We start from the raw sequence: 17,552 nt of genomic DNA on the forward strand, positions 1-17,552 counted from the left end.
ATATTTGTTTTCGAACTGGAACTATTGATTTTTAAACCGTACACCTACCCTGCAATCACCAGGCTCTCCACGTGCCTCATCACAAATGTTATTATAGAAACTTACAATCCTGCTGCCATCACCTAAGTTGAGAATAAATTTAAAGAGGAAATAATCATTCACCTTTACTGTACTAAGGTCAACATTATTGATAGTAGCCAGCTGTGCCGCAGTAAAGGAAAAAGTCTTGGGAAAAGTAGTTACTGTTTCATACAACAGTTCACCGGATCCCACAATACTTGGCAAAGGAAATTGTGCAATATTGGGGTATTGATTTCCCGGAGATGAAATAACTAACGGATAAGCAGGTACGCTTGATTCCGCTTTATTATAAGTAGTATATACCTCTATAGAAGTAACCGTTGCTTTATCAAACCCTGCCCAATCGAGTGTAAAAGCAAACTCCTGACTGGCCACATCCGGTCCTTTCAGATTAAAGAATGCTACTTTACCGGCCTGTCTTGTAGGCAGCGCTGTTTTGGTAGTATCTACCGTTACTACAGGAACAGCCGTATACTGATAATCTTCCCACTCATAATGTGCCTTCTTACAACCAAATAATACTATGATGACAACTAACAGATATTTCATAATCAGTATTTTAATTTATTTGTCCCAAAAAACAGGTGTGATCTGCTGTGCAATCTGCAATGCACTTACATCGTCTCCTAAACTGGTATTTGCAGATAATTCTGTCTGAGAATAATACAGGCGTAAAGGGAAAGTAGTGAGCGGAGATAATGGCGTACGTAATACCGGTAATGCTGTTCTGCGATAATCATTATATGATTCCATTCCATTACCATAAGTGGCAATGTACTTCTGAGTCATTACCATATTCAGTTTGCCGGCATCATCCGCTGCATCATATGATACCAGTAGTTTATCCTTAAACGCAGTGATCGTTGACGCCGATAATGCTACGCCACCATTCGCAGCGCCAAATGCACTCACACTGCTTAAATTAGCCACCACTCCATCACTGAAATTCTGCCTGGCATCATCACCGGTAGCCAGCGTAAGTGCTGCTTCTGCCCGGATGAACTTCACCATTGCATTGGTGATAAAAGGAATGATACCCGCACCGGTTCCATCAGTAGTAGCGACTACCTTTAAGGTAGAAGTAGCGCCGGTATTTGTAAGGAATACATTGGTAACAGGCAGGTTATTGATAGGAGCATTGTCATACAATCCACCTGCAGGATACACACCAAACGTAGAACGCCTGTTTAAATCTGCAGGAGCGGCTGTACCATCACCAGGATTACGTCCATAATAACCATTGCTGTTAGTAGAATTATTTAACCCTGCTGTTGCATTCTGACGATAGATGAAATAACGTAAGCGCGGATCATCATTATTGAATAAGAGATCGATGAATGCCTGACACATGTAAAAAGTCTTGGCCGACTGATACTCTATTCTATGCCATGGATGCCTGTTATTAGGATTCTGCGCACTACCGAATTTAAAAGTGTAATCAGTGGCATTACTGTTAATCAAAGTAGTGGGATCACTGATCAATGCTTTAATAGCCGTAGCAGAACGGGTAGGATCTACCAGCCTGATTTGATTATACAATTTCAGTTTCAGCGAATTGCCCATACTGATCCACGATGTTTTAGCACCTCCATAAATCATATCCGCTGTAGCAGGTACCAGTGTGGAAGTAGTCACCTTACTGGCATTCACCAGCGCAGAGTCTATCAGCACCAGCACACTTTCATAGATAGGTGTGCCTTTGTCAAATGCAGGACTTACCGATTCCTGTCCCTTCTCTGCTTCAGAATAAGGAATATCTCCCCACATATCTACCATCAAGCTCACCAGGTAAGCCTTTTCCAGTCTGGCGACGGCTACATAACCCCAGTCGCCCTGTGCAGAACCGCTATTGATAATAGATTCCAGGTCATTTAACGTCTGACTGTAAAACCCATTCCAGGAATCATCAAAGCTGGTTCCCTGTTGCTGATACCGGCTAAGGTCTGCAGAGAAAACAGCCTGTTGCATGAAAGTGGAAGTACCACTATTTATCAGGTACATATTCGCAGCCATGGATACCTGTGTAGAAGGCAACAGCAAAGAACGCTGTGCAGTAGTAGGATTATTAGGGTCGGTGTTGATATCTACAAACTTCTTACACCCACCGGCCACTAAGGAAATAATTAATATCGTTATGTATGTATATCTCATAATAATTATTTAGAAAGAACACCTTAAATTGACACCAAATCTTTTGGTAGTAGGTACTGCCAGGTTATCATATCCCTGTGAGTTACCAACACCCAGTGAACTAACTTCAGGATCGAAATTGGTATACTTCGGAAAGTTGGGTGCATTATACCAGAGGTTACGTCCGGAAAGAGAAATAGTAGCAGAACCAAACGGTGTTTTCCCTAACAGGCTTTTAGGTAAGTCATAGGCCAGAGAAATCTCACGCAGTCTGAAAACAGTGGCATCAAATATAGACCCTTCATTTAATCCACCAGGGCCAATGCCTGAGTTAAAGAAGAGATCCTCATAAGACATTGCTACATTATTTTTGATCTTCTTTCCATCAGCACCACGTAATGCTGTCAGTGTTTTCGCATCTCCCAGTACACCTGCTGAAACTGTCTGGAACTCACGATTCTCTGTATCTCTCGTCACACCACGGGATAACATCTGCCCTACTGTATTAGAATACATCTGTCCACCCTGTTTCCAGTCGAACAGTATGTTCAGCGACAAGCTTCTGAATTTGAACGTATTCGTCAATCCTACCATAAAATCCGGATTAGGATTACCAATAGCTTTTAAAGCACCGGACACAAGTGGCTTACCACTGCTGGGGTCTATCAGTACATTCCCTTCATCATCACGGGCATAAGCAGTTCCCTGAATCAATCCATAAGGCTGCCCTACGATATGTACACTACTTGTACCACTGGTACCACCATAGCTGAATTTCTCATAGCCTCCCAGGTTTTTGATCATATTCCTGTTACGGGTGAAGTTGGTGTTGATATCCCAGTTAAACCCGTTGTTGGTCTGGATAGGTGAAAGGTTCAGTCCTATCTCTATCCCTTTGTTGGTAGCTTCTCCCAGGTTCAGGATCTGTGTGGTATAACCGGAAGAAGGTGCTGCTGTTACTTCAAAGATCTGTGAGGTACTACGTTTGCTGTAATAAGTGAAATCGATACCGATGCGGTTATTAAAGAACTGCAATTCTGTTCCCAGTTCCAGCTCTGTAATGAACTCAGGTTTTAAGTTCGCATTAGTTAGTAAGTTCGACTGCGTAACGATGTTGTAGGTACTTCCATTTGCAGGTGTAAAAGGTAAGCCCACATTGGAAGGAGTAGTAGAGCCTCCAAGAATGGCATTGATCTGGTAGAAGCCTGCTGTCTGATAAGGAGAGGCTTCATTACCTACCTTTGTATAACCTGCTCTTACCTTACCAAAGTTCAATACACTTTTAGGCAGATGTAAAGCTTCTGTAAATACTAATGATCCATTCACACCACCGTAGAAATAACTCCTGTTGTTGGCCGGTAAGGTAGAAGAAATATCATTCCTTCCTACCAGGTTCAACGAGGCGAAGTTTTTATAATCAAGGGTGATATCTGTAAAGAAAGCATAATAACGTTGCTTCAGTAAATTCCTGTTATTGGTCAGTTGTACACCGGTAACAGAACTGGTATTATTCATATCATGCAGATCAGCTACAATGATATTATCTCCGTAAAATGCTTTGCGGTCTGTGAAGCGTTGGTTCACGTTGTTACCAAGGATAGCACGGATAGATAAATCAGGACGTATAGCATGTGTGGCAGTTAATAACAAGGTGTTATCCAGTTCCTGACGGTAAATATTATCTGTAGTAATACTACCATTGGAATAAGAAGCAGAACCTTTTCCGCGAACACTCATACGCCTGTCAGTATACGCATTAAACCCAATAGTGTTCTGTATATTCAGCCAGGGTAAAGGATCAAACCCGAGTATCAGGTTACCATAATAACGGTCCACATCACTGGTGTTCGGGCTATGTTTAACAGACCAGTAAGGATTATCTACACCGGTGTAATCATATACGTTACTACCATCAATTGGATTCTCGTAAGGGTAGTTGGTTAAGTCATAACTGGTAGGTACATACATCAGTGTAGACATAATAGAACCTGTCAGCCCGCCTACAGGTGGGGTTTTCTGCCGGGTAGTTACATAGTTGATGGAACCGCTGGCATAAAACTTATTCTCCAGACGGATATTACCGCCTATATTCACTGAAGTACGTTTGATTTCATTTTCAGGTACAACACCTTTATTCACGGTATTAGAAAATCCTGCATTGAAATTACCTTTCTCACTACCGGAAGAAATAGACAATGCATTTTCATACACACTACCTGTTCTGAAAAAATTCTTCGCATTCTCTTTTGCATAAGACCTGTAAGGCACCTGTATCGGTGTCACTCCATCTGCCTGATAAAACTGTGGGAATACAGCAGAACTGAATTGCCTTGTTAACTGATGGGGTATAGTAGACCTTGTAGGTAACATACTCGGTACTCCTTCAAATGGTTGTCCCCAGGAAGCATATACACCCTGACGATAATCATTATTTGTACCCTGACCATACTTAGTCTGATAATCCGGCAAGCCTGCTACATTTTCAATCGCATACGAAGTATTGTAAGTGATCTCTGTACCCTTCCTGCTTTTTTTCTTACCTGCCTTGGTAGTAATAATGATAGCCCCGTTTGCTGCTCTGGAACCATACAATGCAGCCGCAGCAGCTCCTTTGAGGACTGTCATACTCTGGATATTGTTAGGGTCCAGGTCAAATGCACGGTTGGTTACACCGGCGCCACCTACTGTAGCAGAGCCTACATTTGCAAAGCTGGAGTTATCGAAAGGCACCCCATCTACTACAAACAGGGGCTGGTTATTTCCATTTAAAGAAGAGTTACCACGGATAGTGATATTGGTGCCACCACCGGCTACTCCACCGGCAGATTGTATATTCACACCAGCTACTTTTCCCGTTAATGCACGTACCGGATCGGGTTCTGATTTCTGTGCCAGTTTATCAGAATTAACCGTACTAACGGAATAGCCCAAACTGTTTTTCTGACGCGCGATACCTGCCGCAGTAACTACGATATCATGCAATTGTTTTACCGCAGCTTCCAGTTTAATAGTACCGGCATTCGCTGCTTTTATTTCTGTAACATGATAACCCACTGCGGTAATCATCAGTGTGGCATCCTGTTTTACTTTTAGTACAAAAGAGCCGTCTCCTGCGGAAGTAACACCATTTGATGTTCCCTTTTCCACGATAGTACATCCGGGAAAAGGTTCTCCGGTTTCGCTCACTATTTTTCCTCTGACAATCGTATCAGCAGCGGGAGCCGCCATAACCGGTTTATCTTTTAATATGATGAAACCATCGTTCACTACGAAATTGATATCTAACTTTCCTAATAACTTATCCAGTACTTTGCCAAGCTCTTCGCCATCTGCATTAGCAGATACTTTTTTGTCCATGGCAATACGGTTGGAACTGTAAACAAACTTTACGTCTGCTTTATCTTTGATCTGGTTTAATACCAGTTTCAGGCTTACATCATCCGCCTGCAGGGAGATTTTTTTGCTGAGGATACCTTGTGAATAAGCGCCACTGACGCAGGAAATAGCGGATAATAGCAACACTATCATACTTCCTGTTGCTCTCTTCATGAATTTGGTGATACAGGCATTTGTCTTTACATTTATGTTCATAGACCTATTTACTTTGTTAGATTTCTGGTTGAATGAGACAAAGGAATTCCATTACCACGCTGTCACGTGGTTATTACATGGGCTATAATTCTTAGCAGGGGGCTGTCACCTCCTGCTTTTAAATGTTATGTAGTTTCTGTTTACGCATAGGCTTACTCTATTTTAGTTTTTTGGTTGAAGCAAAATATTCTGTCCTTTAATTTGTACTTCCAGGTTGAGCGCCTGGCTAATCATTTCCATTGTTTTTTGTAAAGACTGGTCGGTCATGTCCGCAGTAATTAAATTGTTGGCAATAGCGGAATCCTTTAGCTGAATGTCTACGTCAAATTTTTGTTCTATTCTGTGAATTACATCACGCATGCCTGCGTCGTTAAATGCCATGTCGTACTCTGTTCCTTTTGTCAGCTCATGTGTAGCTGTACCTTTTGCTTTTGTTATGATAGCCTGTGGCTCTGAATAAATGGCATTCTCATTAGCTGAAAGCAGGATCTCTTTTGATTGTCCTGTGGTAAGGGAAATCTTCCCGGTTAGTACAGATACCGCTGTTTCGCGGCCATTATTACGAATATTAAAACTGGTGCCCAGTACTTTTGTAGTCAATGTTCCGCAATAGATCATGAAAGGGTGTGCCGCATCTTTTGTCACTTCAAATAAAGCTTCTCCTTCCAGGGTTACGGTACGATTACCATTTCCGAATGTTACGGGAAAGATGAGTTTACTGTTACCTTTCAGCCATACTATAGAACCATCTGATAAGATCTGTTTTCTGATACCACCAGTTGTTCCTGCGATGGCTATATTTCTGTGCGGAGCAATCGTATTCAACAGACTTGCCCTGAATAAATACCCGGTTATGAAAATCACTAAAACAGATGCAGCAATCTTTAAGTAGCTGAAACTCCTACGGTTTATCCGCGCTGTTAAACGACCGTACATTGCCTTTTTGGCTTCGGTCAGTTCCTGTGAGGACAGTCTGTTAAATGCATCTTTATCTTCCAGAGTGTCCAGCCATTCTTCTACCTGCTCCACTTCCTGTTCGCTGAGCTGTCCTTTTAAATATCTGTCGATTAAAGAATCAAAATTTTGGTTGTTCATCAGCTTCTCAAACTTGCTATATAAGATAAGTAAACTGATAAAGGGCATACACCTACTCTACCCTAAAAAATATTTTAAAAGAACCAGAAATATTCACTGAAAGCCAGCCTAAGCTGACGCAGTGCCTTCGTCAGGTGGTTTTCTACTGTTTTATGGGAGATATTCAGGGTTTCGGCTATATCATGGATAGACCGGTGCTCATTACGGCTCATTCTGAAAACCTGCTGGCATTTTTCGGGTAAGCGGGCTACTTCTTTTTCTACTGCATTGGCCAGGTCGGATAATTCAATATGCTCCTGGTTAGAGTTATCTGTCATTTTAAACAGGGAAATCTGGCTGGCATAGGTTTTCCTTACCTTATCGGCTTTGATATAATTGAATACCTGGTATTTTACGGCGGTAAACAAATAAGCAGAGAGAGAATGAGTGAGGGAGAGTTCTGCACGCCTTGTCCATAGGGAAAAGAATACTTCCTGGATGATTTCCTCGGCGGCTTCCTTCGTTTTCAGACGGTTATATACAAAAGCGTATAATCTGGACCAGTAATCGTTGTAAATACATTCGTAAGCATCCCTGTCACCTTTTATTAATAAGGCAATAAGTTCAGCTTCACTATATGTATTTAGTTTTTTAATAATATAGTCCTTTTTAGTCTTTTGGGTTGGTTGATCATATAAAAAAACAAAAAATAATCAAAAAATCATAGCTAATTTATGATAAAATGAGAATTAGTCCAGAATAGTTTGATAATTCCTAGACCACCTAATAAAAAAGGCTCCTCAAAGGGAGCCTTTTTATATCAAAAGTTATCTTCTTTAGAAATCTACTTTAGCAAAACAGATGTAATTCTTGTACACGCATGGTATCAATATGGAACGCCCGCTTATTTGTTTGCCATATCTTGGCATCCAGACAAAACCCTTATCCAGGTTCCGTAAAGTAGGTTTACGGTTACTTTGTCCGTCTGGTTCCACTCCAACGTCTGTCATGATGTAATTACGCCTGTCCAGCTCATTATACAGGAAACGCAGCTCACTGCCGATGTTTACCATCATATAAGAGAGGTACAGGTCTTCCCCGTCATCATACTGATCTTTATGTATAAAGTTGCTCCACAGCAGGTTACCTTCATCATCCAGGGAAAGGATGGCTACGTTGTCGTAATGATAACGGTTTGCCTGGTTATTGTTGTTATTGTTATACCAGGGGTTGTAGTACCAGGGAGAATACGGGGAATAATAGTAGGGAGTATACATGCCATAAGGCGCTCCATACATATAGTTCCAACGGTTCCAGGGCTGGTAACGCGAAGTTGTATAAAAAGATTCCGCAGTGACGATGAACCCACCATTTTTGGTATTGATGATACGTCTGATGAAATAATCATTAAACGCAGCATTGGTAGAGGATTCCCCTTTTGCATTGCCTTTCAGCTCCGGAGAAAAAGGTACTTCTTTTTCGTACAGCGGCTGATTTTGTGCGTAGTCGTATTTACTAACGTATAAACCTTCTACGTTACCACGCTTCTGTTTATAATAAAAAGCAGTGACAAGTACCTTGTGGTTGCTGTTGTCCACTTTCATCTTCACTTCATCCAGCAGTTGTGTTTTCAGTTGCAGTACTACCTGTTCAAAAGAATCTACCGCGGCGCGTTTGATAACCAGGGCTCCACTGATGATATAATCCCTGTTGCTGGTACGTTCCAGTTTATTAAACAGCAGGTCACCGTTGTTAGTGAGGTTAAAATTGCTAAGGAAAGACTTCTTTGTTTCCATGGGCAATGATACCCGGCTATTGTTGATAAGATGGAAGGCACTGTCGTACAGGAAGGTGTAGAACACGTTATCATTCTCTTTATCCTGGTTGATCTTGTACACCAGGATCTTACTCTTGTCTTCCGAGAATTCTACAGAGTATACTTTATTTTCTTTTGTGTAATTGCCGATACGGGTAGAATCCACCATGGTAGGAGCGTCGTTGAACTTACCTTCTCCGTTCATGGTAGCACAAAAGCTGTATACCGCATCCTTACGCTGGAACTGGTATAACATATATATCTTATCTGCATAAGACACGAAATCAACGCTGATCAGCTTCCTGGGCAGGAAGTCGAGCTTCACGCGTTCTTTCAGCTGCATGGTATTATCGTACACAGATACTGCATAATCTCCCCTGTCGCTTTTGTAAACAAGGATATTGCCGGATACTTTACCGAGAATTTCGAATTCTGTGCTTTTATAGTCATCTTTTTCAGGATCGGTGTAGCTTACCTTCTGTGCGATGGCAGCTCCGCTCCATAAAACCAGTAAAGCATAGAGATATAGAATACGCATTGCTGTATATTTTAAAAAATGTAGTTAAGGATATATTATGATATAAACGGTAAACGGCTGTTATTCATTGTGAAAGCCGTTAATTAACGTGGAGGGTCTTTCTATCTCCATTTTGTTACCAAACCTACACGAAAATTTGCTTACTGCAAAAACCAGTGTAAATAAAAGATTGGTGCGATCTTGGCTGTATTTCATTCATCATTTAATTGTGTACTTTTAGTTTATTTCTTACAAAACGCATTTTTCATACCTCCATGGATACGGTATTAATAACCGGCGGTACCGGATTGGTAGGCCGGGCGCTTTCCCGACTACTTACTGAAGTTGGCTACAGGGTGATTATCCTGAGCCGCCACAAAGGCATTGCTCCGGACAATGCGCTTATCAGCTATGCGCAATGGGATGTATCCCGGCAAACGATAGATGTGGAAGCCCTTCAACAGGCTGATTATATTGTACACCTGGCGGGTGCCAACGTTGCTGACAAGCGATGGACTGCCTCCCGTAAGAAAGAGATTGTGAACAGCCGCGTGCAGAGTTCCGCCTTATTATACGACACCCTGGAGAGATACCCCAATAAAGTAAGAAAAGTCATCAGCGCTTCTGCTACCGGTTACTACGGAGAAGACCAGGGCCGGGCTTTTGTGGAAACAGATACCCCTGCAACCGATTTCCTGGGGACTGCCTGTGTGGCCTGGGAAGAAAGTGTGCTGAAGATGAAACAGCTGGGAAAGAAGATCGTGATCCTGCGTACCGGCATTACACTCAGTAAGGAAGGTGGCGCCCTCAAAGAATTCTATAAACCACTGAAGTTCGGTTTTGCCACTATTCTGGGTAACGGTGAACAATATATCAGCTGGATCCATATCCATGACCTGGTAAGACTTTATTTAAGTGGCATCGTTAACCACGAACTGGAAGGTATTTTTAATGCGGTAGCGCCTAATCCTGTACAGCATAAAGAGCTTGTAATGACCATGGCACAAGTGGCTAAGGGTAAGAGCTTCATTTCCTTACATGTGCCTTCTTTTGCCTTAAAAATAGGGCTTGGAGAGATGAGTATAGAAGTGTTGAAGAGCTGTAACGTTTCCTCAGCTAAAATCCAGCAAACAGGATTTGTATTTTCCTATCCGACTATCAAAGCAGCAATGGAGAAAATCTTTGCTCCAAAGCAAGACTAAGGCTATTCAAGAATTTTTTTCATGGAGGCTGCTTTCAGCAGGCACTCTTCCCATTCTTTTTCCGGATCTGCATAATAGGTAATAGCGGAACCGGTTGGGAAGGACAGATACCTGTTTCCCTCATTATACAGGATACTCCTGATTACTACATTAAAATCGAAATCCCCCTCCGGGGTGATATAGCCTAATGCACCGGAAAACAATCCCCGGCGGCTTTTTTCATACTCTTCTATTAGTTGTAATACTCTGAGCTTAGGGGCCCCTGTCATAGATCCCATCGGAAACGCCTGCCGGATGATCTCCGTAAAAGGTAACCCTGGTTCAGGGATAGCCGTTACCGTAGAAATCATATGATGTACGTGCGCAAAAGAATAAATACCGAACAACTCTGTTACTTTCACTGTTCCCGGAGAAGCTGTATGTGACAGGTCATTGCGTACAAGGTCTACCACCATTACATTTTCTGCTCTTTCCTTGCTGTTTTGCAGCAACGCCTGCTTGTTAAATGCATCTGCTGCTTCATCTTCTTCCCGTCTGATAGTGCCTTTAATGGGCTGGGAAATCACCAGAGGGCCTTTTTTCTGCATGAAACGCTCTGGACTGCTACATACCAGGTATTTATCATTTACGCGGTAATAAGCCGCAAATGGGGCCGGAGAAAGTTTATTCAGTCGTTGAAACAATGTTAAGGGATTCACCACTACATCCGTTATATAATTCTCCCGGCAGAAATTCACTTCATAACAATCTCCTCTGAGAATATGCCTTTGCAAGGCCTTTACAGATTCCAGATAGGCTTCTTTATCCAGATAAGCAGAGGCATCAGGAGAAGAATGATGAGTTATCTGAGGCACCGGCATAGCTAAGCATTGATTATAAATCAATGTAGCGCCTGTATGGTCTAAATCCCAGCCACCAATCTTCACACAGCCCTGTTCCAGCTGCATAATAAAGCGTGGCCTGAAAAAGAACAGGTCAGGAAAATTGATATGATCAGGATGTAAAGACTGAAGAGTGTGAAACGTTTCGTTTTTGAGGTCATATCCCAGATGCCCGAAAAGCCAGTCTGGTTGTTTATCATAGTACTGCTGCAATGCAGAGAAGGCATTGCCGGCATTGCAAGACAGTGTATCCAGCGCGTCAGCGGCAAGGATGGCTTCGTTTTGGTGGTATATTGAAGCGTAATTGTTATTGTCCAAAAAACAACAAATGTTGAACGTGTTACCCAAGTTCAACATTTGTTGTTTAAATAGCGTTGGATCATTAACCGGAAAATCGTGAAATATCCTGATAATGCGTGCATTTAATGCTTAAAAATCATCGTCGTCATCGTCAAAACCGCCACGGTCATTGAACAGGCCCATATCTTTGAACTCATCATCAATGCTCAGGTCATCGTCATCATCATCCGCACCCTTCTTACCCGGGCGACCGCGTTTGTTCTTAGGCTTAGGCATATCAAACTCCTCAAAGTCAGGATCATAGTCCTCGGAGTCTTCTCCCTTTTCCCAATTATCATCGTCTTCGTCCTCTACTCCATCTCCATCTTCTTCATCCAGATCGTCGTCATCTTTCCGTTTTGATTTAGAGGCCGGCTTATCTGATTTTTTTGAAGCAGCAGACTTACGGGGAGTTTCCTCCTCATCCAGCTCATCATCGTCCTCCTCATCCTCGTCCTTCTTGGGCTTACTTGCAGCTTTGGGCGTGGCTTTAGTAGTCTTTGGAGAACTCGTCTTTTTTGTCTCTTTTTCGTTATCAGATTTTGATTTCATAATAGGTTCACTTAAGTCTTTAGCGTATTTCTTTGACGTAAAGTTTTAACAGTTTTTTGTATTAGCCAAATTTTTTTTGCCGATTTTTTGTCGTATTTTTTTGCAATTTACTGGTGCAGTATCTGATCCCGCCCTGGTCCATTGGATACATATTTCACAGGCACTTCAAGATAGTTTTCCACAGCCTTCACAAAAGCTTTCATCTCTGCCGGTAACTCACTGAACTGCTTGCTCTTAGCCGCTGTTTCATCGTTCCAGCCTTTGTATTTCTCCCAGATGGGTTTCACCTCAGCATCATTCAACTGGAAAGGCATCGCTTTCGTTTGCTTTCCGTTTATTTCATATGCTGTACATGCATATACCTCATCAAAGGCATCCAGTACATCACTTTTTGTCATTACCAGCTGTGTTACACCGCTCAGCATACACGTATATTGCAAAGCAACCAGGTCAATCCATCCGCAACGGCGTGGACGGCCTGTAGTAGCACCAAATTCATTTCCTTCAGCACGCAGCTTTTCACCGGTAGCATCATGCAGTTCTGTAGGGAATGGTCCGCTACCTACACGGGTACAATATGCTTTTGTTACGCCAATCACCTCTTTGATCCACTGCGGAGCAATACCTAAACCGGTACATACACCTGCAGAGATGGTATTGGAGGATGTTACGAACGGATAAGTACCAAAGTCAACATCCAGCATACTTCCCTGTGCGCCTTCTGCCAGTACTTTTTGTCCGGCTTTCAGCTTCTCGTTCAGGAAGTATTCTCCGTTCACGATATTCATCTCTTTAAGATACGTAACTCCATCGAAAAATTCAGCTTCCCAGTCAGCAATATCTTTAGCTATTTCATTTCTTACCTCAGCAGAGAAGTCATATCCTGCCAGCAGGTGCTCATGTTTGTGCTTTAGGTTCTGGTAACGGTCTTTAAAGTCTTTACGCAGCAAATCCCCTACTCTCAGTCCGTTACGACCTGTTTTATCCATATAGGCAGGACCGATACCTTTCAGGGTAGAGCCGATCTTCTCGGTGCCCTTAGACAGTTCGGAGGCCTTGTCCAGCGCACGGTGCGTTGGTACAATGAGATGTGTTCTTTCAGCAATGTAGAGATTCTTTTTCAGATCCACACCCAGGGCAGTGATCTTATCGCATTCCTTTTTGAAAGTAACAGGGTCCAGTACCACACCATTCCCAATCAGGTTGGTAGTGTTACTATGGAATACACCGGATGGAATGGTATGTAATACTACCTTTTCACCCTCAACGTATAAAGTGTGCCCTGCATTAGGTCCGCCCTGGAAACGAGCAATGACATCATATTTACCTGCAAAGTAATCCACAATCTTTCCCTTGCCTTCGTCGCCCCACTGCAGGCCCAGCAAAACATCTACCATAGGTGTGTTGTTATTGATTTTTAAAAAGAAGTGGCAAAATTACGGGTAAAAAGGAAGAAAGCAAGCGAGTTTGAAAGATTGGCTAATCAATTGAAAGAATATATAATGATAAAAGGCCCCTTAACGGAGCCTTTTACAAATATGTGAAGGTGCTTTTTACTCGTCTTCCAGCCTGCTAACAGACTGTATACCATCCAGTTTCTTCAAACGCTCGAACAACTCATCCAGCTCCTCCTTGTCGTGCACAAACACCTTGATAAGCCCTTCAAACAGCCCTTCCTTGGACTCGATCGTTAAACCGGCAATATTTACCTTCAGTTCTCCTGAAATAACATTGGTAATCTTATGAATAACCCCCACATCGTCCATACCTATAATCCGCAACCCTGTAAGGAATGATATCTCCCTGTTCTTCACCCACTTGGTCTTTACTACCCTATGCCCGTAATTAGCCAGTAATTGCGCTGCATTCGGACAATTGGTACGATGTATCTTCAACCCTTCACTGGCAGTAATAAACCCAAATACATCATCTCCGGGAATCGGACGGCAGCAATTAGCCAGTTTATAGGCAATCTTGTCTGAACTTTCTCCAAAGATGATCAGCTCCGCATCTTTCTTGGATGGCAGCTGGTGTTTGATATGGTCCTCAGAGATATGCTCCGGTTGTTTTACGACTACCGGTCTTGGCGCTTCCAGCTTATCTCCCAGTACATTGAACTGTTTTAATTCTTTCAGGTCAATGTTCTTGATGGCAATCTGGTAGTAGAGGTCCAGCGGGGACGGTTGTTTATAAAACTGTACCAGCTCATTAATATTATACTGACTGGCATTAATCTTCAGATGATCCAGCTTACGCTCCAGCACATCCTTCCCGTCCATGGCGATGGTACGCTTTTCTTCTTTCAGCGCATCTTTGATCTTGGACTTGGCTTTGGCTGTTAATACTGAATTCAGCCAGTCTTCTGTAGGCTTCTGCTTATTGGAAGTAATGATCTCCACCTGATCTCCGCTGCGCAGCTTATGGCTCAGTGGTACCAGCTTATAGTTCACCTTAGCGCCTATACACTTGTTCCCTACCGCACTATGGATCGCATAGGCAAAGTCCAGCGCTGTAGAGCCTACGGGCAGTATCTTAAGGTCTCCCTTAGGCGTATACACATAAATCTCTTCCGTAAACAGATTACTCTTGAAATCGGCCAGGAAGTCCAGTGTATTGGAATCCGGGTTATTCAGGATTTCCCTTATCTGAGTAAACCACTGATCGAATTTGGATTCTGTATTTGTATTCTGATTACTGCCTTCTTTATAGCGCCAGTGAGCAGCCAGCCCTTTCTCCGCATAATCGTTCATGCGTTTGGTACGGATCTGCACTTCCACCCATTTACCCTGTGGTCCCATCACGGTTACGTGCAAAGCCTCATAACCATTGGATTTAGGATTACTGAGCCAGTCGCGGGTCCTTTCCGGACTGGGGTGGTAAAAGTCTGTGATGATGGAATATACCTTCCAGCAATCCGACTTTTCCTTATCTACCGGTGTATCTAAAATTATACGGATGGCAAAAAGATCGTATACCTCTTCAAAGGTGACGCCCTTCTTCTTTATTTTATTCCAGATAGAGTGTATGGATTTGGGTCTGCCGAATATTTCGAAAGTCAGGCCCTCTTCCTGTAAAACCTCTTTGATAGGTTTGATAAATTCGTTGATATAGCGGGTACGCTCACGTTTTGTCTCTTTGAGGCGTTTGGCAATATCCCGGTAGGTTTGCTGCTCGGTATATTTCATGGCCAGATCTTCCAGCTCGGACTTGATATTATACAAGCCCAGGCGGTGAGCCAGTGGCGCATAGATAAATACTGTTTCAGAGGCTATTTTCAGCTGTTTTTCCCGGTTCATGCTGTCCAGGGTACGCATGTTATGCAACCTGTCGGCCAGCTTGATGAGTATTACACGCGGGTCATCTGCCAGCGTAAGGAGTATTTTCTTGAAATTCTCTGCCTGAGCAGTACTGGTACTGGAATCTATAACGGTAGAGATTTTGGTGAGGCCATCCACTATATGGGATATCTCAGCACCTAAAGCCCTTTCTATATCTTCCAGGGTTACTTCGGTATCTTCTACTGTATCGTGCAGGAGTGCACAAATAGCGGAACGTACACCCAAACCTATCTCATCTACGCAGATCTGCGCTACCGCAAGAGGATGTAAGATGTAAGGTTCACCTGATTTACGCCGCATTTCCTTGTGCGCATCGGCTGCCATTTCAAAGGCAGTGCGCACCAGTTCGCGGTCTCCTTTTTTTAAGCGTGGTTTAAGAGCGCGTAATAAGGCACGGTAATGTCGAACTATCTCTTTCTTTTCCTGTTCCTCGTCCAGGCTATATTTTTGAACGGCCACTGTTTCCATTGCCTTAAAGTTACGATTTTATTGCATAGGAAATACGGGCGTTAGCCTTACTTAGGGGAACCCAGCCGGCACTTCTGTAATACTTCCCAGGAAGTACCCGAATGCCTGAAAATGTAGAGGTTATTCACACGAAAGGTTGCTTCAAAAGGTTTGTTGTGGTATTCTTCCCAGGCGGCTTCCAGTTCCCTGTTCTTCAGATCATTTAAAGCCACCGAGATATGTGGATTGTATCCATAACGTGCTAGCATAGTGCTGAATCCAAATTCCTTTCTCAGAAAAGCTATCAGTCTGGTATGCAGTCCTTGCAGGGCTGGGTCTTTTTCCACATGGATATAGAGCACCCGTCTGTTTTTCAGGTGAATAGCGCCAAATCCGTCCAGGTGAATATCAAAAGGGGATTGAGCAGCGGCAAAGTCTGCCAGTTCCGCGCATAATGCATTCTCCATCACCGGATTAGCTGTAAAAGGCGCCTGCAGGGTGATATGCGGTAATACGCGTAAGGCCTGGCGGGCATCGTAGTTGTCTGCGAATTCCTGTTTAAGGCGTATGATCTCCTTGCCTACTTCTGCATTGGGAAGTAAGGCAATAAAGTAGATCTTTTGCTCCTCTTCCTTTGGGCTGGCCCTGGGACGGAAACGTTGTTTAGGATGGGGATCACGCGCTGGGTAATGTGGCTTTCCCGGCTGGTTATTTCGAAAAAAGTTCATTTTGAACAATTAGGGGTTGAACATGAAATATGGGGGTAATTAAAGTAAGCACTGCTGTTGTTAGTTATTGCCGATTGTCGTCTCTTGGAGTTGTTGTCTCTTCCGGTATATTTAATCTTATTCCGATATTATGTAATGTTTCTAATTCGATGCCTGCCTCCAGTTTAAAATGTTTTCTCAGGCGGGTGATAAATACATCCATACTTCTGCTGGAAAAGAAGCTGCTGTTGCCCCATACTTTCAGGAGTATTTCATCCCGCTTCACCAGCTTGTTACTGTTCTCCACCAGGTATTTCAACACCTTCGCTTCTTTTTTGGTCAGTGATGCGAATACTTCTTCACTATCGTCCCTCGTCAGTTCTTTTTCTTCATAATTGAATCTCACATGACCAATTTTATAAATGCCATCGCAGGGTATGTCTTTCGGCAAGGTCCTTTTCAGGAATACTTTTACACGCATCACCAGTTCCTTGATACTGAACGGTTTAACCAGGTAATCATCCCCACCGATCCTGAATCCGTTCAGGCGGTCTTCATCCAATCCTTTGGATGAAACAAAGATGATAGGTACCATACCATTCCTTTTACGTATCTCCTGTGCCAGTGTGAAACCATCTTTTTTGGGCATCATGATATCCAGTATGCACAAATCAAAATCATCCCGCTGAAACTTCTTCCACGCAATTTCGCCGTCCATACAGTGCGTTACTGTGTAACCCGCCGTTTCCAGCTGTTTTTTAATGATATTCCCATAATAGTAGTCATCTTCTGCCAGGAGAATTTGCACATTACTTTCCATGCAATAAAGTTTATCCGGTTCAATTTCAGTTAACAAAACAGACACTCACTATGATAG

The 17,552-nt window shown here is 42.9% G+C and carries 13 protein-coding genes; 1 reads left to right on the forward strand and 12 read right to left on the reverse strand.

Annotation, left to right across the window (positions count from 1 at the left end):
• Positions 1-21: 21 nt before the first annotated feature.
• The 6 genes from BMW86_RS05345 to BMW86_RS05370 form a co-directional block, all read right to left on the reverse strand.
• Complete coding sequence (locus BMW86_RS05345; RefSeq protein ID WP_089779675.1) at positions 22-630, reverse strand: hypothetical protein; 609 nt, start codon at positions 628-630, stop codon at positions 22-24.
• Between the two features lie 15 nt (positions 631-645).
• Positions 646-2,232, reverse strand: coding sequence for a SusD/RagB family nutrient-binding outer membrane lipoprotein (locus BMW86_RS05350; RefSeq protein ID WP_177189158.1), 1,587 nt, complete (start codon positions 2,230-2,232; stop codon positions 646-648).
• 9 nt (positions 2,233-2,241) lie between these two features.
• Positions 2,242-5,802 (reverse strand): SusC/RagA family TonB-linked outer membrane protein, encoded by a 3,561-nt coding sequence (locus tag BMW86_RS05355; protein ID WP_089779679.1) that lies wholly within the window; start codon positions 5,800-5,802, stop codon positions 2,242-2,244.
• 162 nt (positions 5,803-5,964) lie between these two features.
• Positions 5,965-6,897, reverse strand: coding sequence for a FecR family protein (locus BMW86_RS05360; RefSeq protein ID WP_177189159.1), 933 nt, complete (start codon positions 6,895-6,897; stop codon positions 5,965-5,967).
• A 74-nt stretch (positions 6,898-6,971) separates the two neighbouring features.
• Complete coding sequence (locus BMW86_RS05365; protein WP_089779683.1) at positions 6,972-7,535, reverse strand: RNA polymerase sigma-70 factor; 564 nt, start codon at positions 7,533-7,535, stop codon at positions 6,972-6,974.
• Positions 7,536-7,712: 177 nt separating this feature from the next.
• A complete protein-coding gene (locus tag BMW86_RS05370; RefSeq protein WP_089779684.1) occupies positions 7,713-9,230 on the reverse strand; it encodes a hypothetical protein in 1,518 nt (505 codons plus the stop codon).
• Positions 9,231-9,484: 254 nt separating this feature from the next.
• Here BMW86_RS05370 and BMW86_RS05375 point away from each other — a divergent pair, with 254 nt between their 5' ends.
• Complete coding sequence (locus tag BMW86_RS05375) at positions 9,485-10,411, forward strand: TIGR01777 family oxidoreductase (RefSeq protein ID WP_089779686.1); 927 nt, start codon at positions 9,485-9,487, stop codon at positions 10,409-10,411.
• 2 nt (positions 10,412-10,413) lie between these two features.
• Here the strand turns inward: BMW86_RS05375 and BMW86_RS05380 are convergent, their stop codons facing one another.
• The 6 genes from BMW86_RS05380 to BMW86_RS05405 form a co-directional block, all read right to left on the reverse strand.
• On the reverse strand, positions 10,414-11,610 hold the full coding sequence (locus BMW86_RS05380) for an anthranilate synthase component I family protein (protein ID WP_255372853.1): 1,197 nt from the start codon (positions 11,608-11,610) through the stop codon (positions 10,414-10,416).
• A 111-nt stretch (positions 11,611-11,721) separates the two neighbouring features.
• A complete protein-coding gene (locus BMW86_RS32735) occupies positions 11,722-12,183 on the reverse strand; it encodes a hypothetical protein (RefSeq protein ID WP_177189160.1) in 462 nt (153 codons plus the stop codon).
• A 107-nt stretch (positions 12,184-12,290) separates the two neighbouring features.
• A complete protein-coding gene (locus tag BMW86_RS05390) occupies positions 12,291-13,580 on the reverse strand; it encodes an adenylosuccinate synthase (protein WP_089779690.1) in 1,290 nt (429 codons plus the stop codon).
• A 156-nt stretch (positions 13,581-13,736) separates the two neighbouring features.
• Positions 13,737-15,989, reverse strand: a complete 2,253-nt coding sequence (locus BMW86_RS05395) for a RelA/SpoT family protein (protein WP_089779692.1) — start codon at positions 15,987-15,989, stop codon at positions 13,737-13,739.
• Between the two features lie 47 nt (positions 15,990-16,036).
• Positions 16,037-16,696 carry a 2'-5' RNA ligase family protein gene (locus BMW86_RS05400; RefSeq protein WP_089779694.1) on the reverse strand — a complete coding sequence of 220 codons (660 nt, stop codon included), beginning with the start codon at positions 16,694-16,696 and terminating at the stop codon, positions 16,037-16,039.
• Between the two features lie 64 nt (positions 16,697-16,760).
• The gene (locus tag BMW86_RS05405) at positions 16,761-17,495 is read right to left on the reverse strand and encodes a response regulator transcription factor (RefSeq protein ID WP_089779696.1); all 735 of its coding nucleotides are present in this window, start codon (positions 17,493-17,495) and stop codon (positions 16,761-16,763) included.
• Positions 17,496-17,552 lie beyond the last annotated feature (57 nt).

Source organism: Chitinophaga sp. YR573 (genome assembly GCF_900110995.1).
GTDB lineage: Bacteria > Bacteroidota > Bacteroidia > Chitinophagales > Chitinophagaceae > Chitinophaga.

Coding starts and splice junctions, on each gene's coding strand:
- BMW86_RS05345 (WP_089779675.1), bottom strand. CDS start 630: ATGAAATATCTGTTAGTTGTCATCATAGTATTATTTGGTTGTAAGAAG.
- BMW86_RS05370 (WP_089779684.1), bottom strand. CDS start 9,230: ATGCGTATTCTATATCTCTATGCTTTACTGGTTTTATGGAGCGGAGCT.
- BMW86_RS05390 (WP_089779690.1), bottom strand. CDS start 13,580: ATGGTAGATGTTTTGCTGGGCCTGCAGTGGGGCGACGAAGGCAAGGGA.
- BMW86_RS05360 (WP_177189159.1), bottom strand. CDS start 6,897: ATGAACAACCAAAATTTTGATTCTTTAATCGACAGATATTTAAAAGGA.
- BMW86_RS05395 (WP_089779692.1), bottom strand. CDS start 15,989: ATGGAAACAGTGGCCGTTCAAAAATATAGCCTGGACGAGGAACAGGAA.
- BMW86_RS05350 (WP_177189158.1), bottom strand. CDS start 2,232: ATGAGATATACATACATAACGATATTAATTATTTCCTTAGTGGCCGGT.
- BMW86_RS05400 (WP_089779694.1), bottom strand. CDS start 16,696: ATGAACTTTTTTCGAAATAACCAGCCGGGAAAGCCACATTACCCAGCG.
- BMW86_RS32735 (WP_177189160.1), bottom strand. CDS start 12,183: ATGAAATCAAAATCTGATAACGAAAAAGAGACAAAAAAGACGAGTTCT.
- BMW86_RS05405 (WP_089779696.1), bottom strand. CDS start 17,495: ATGGAAAGTAATGTGCAAATTCTCCTGGCAGAAGATGACTACTATTAT.
- BMW86_RS05355 (WP_089779679.1), bottom strand. CDS start 5,802: ATGAACATAAATGTAAAGACAAATGCCTGTATCACCAAATTCATGAAG.
- BMW86_RS05375 (WP_089779686.1), top strand. CDS start 9,485: ATGGATACGGTATTAATAACCGGCGGTACCGGATTGGTAGGCCGGGCG.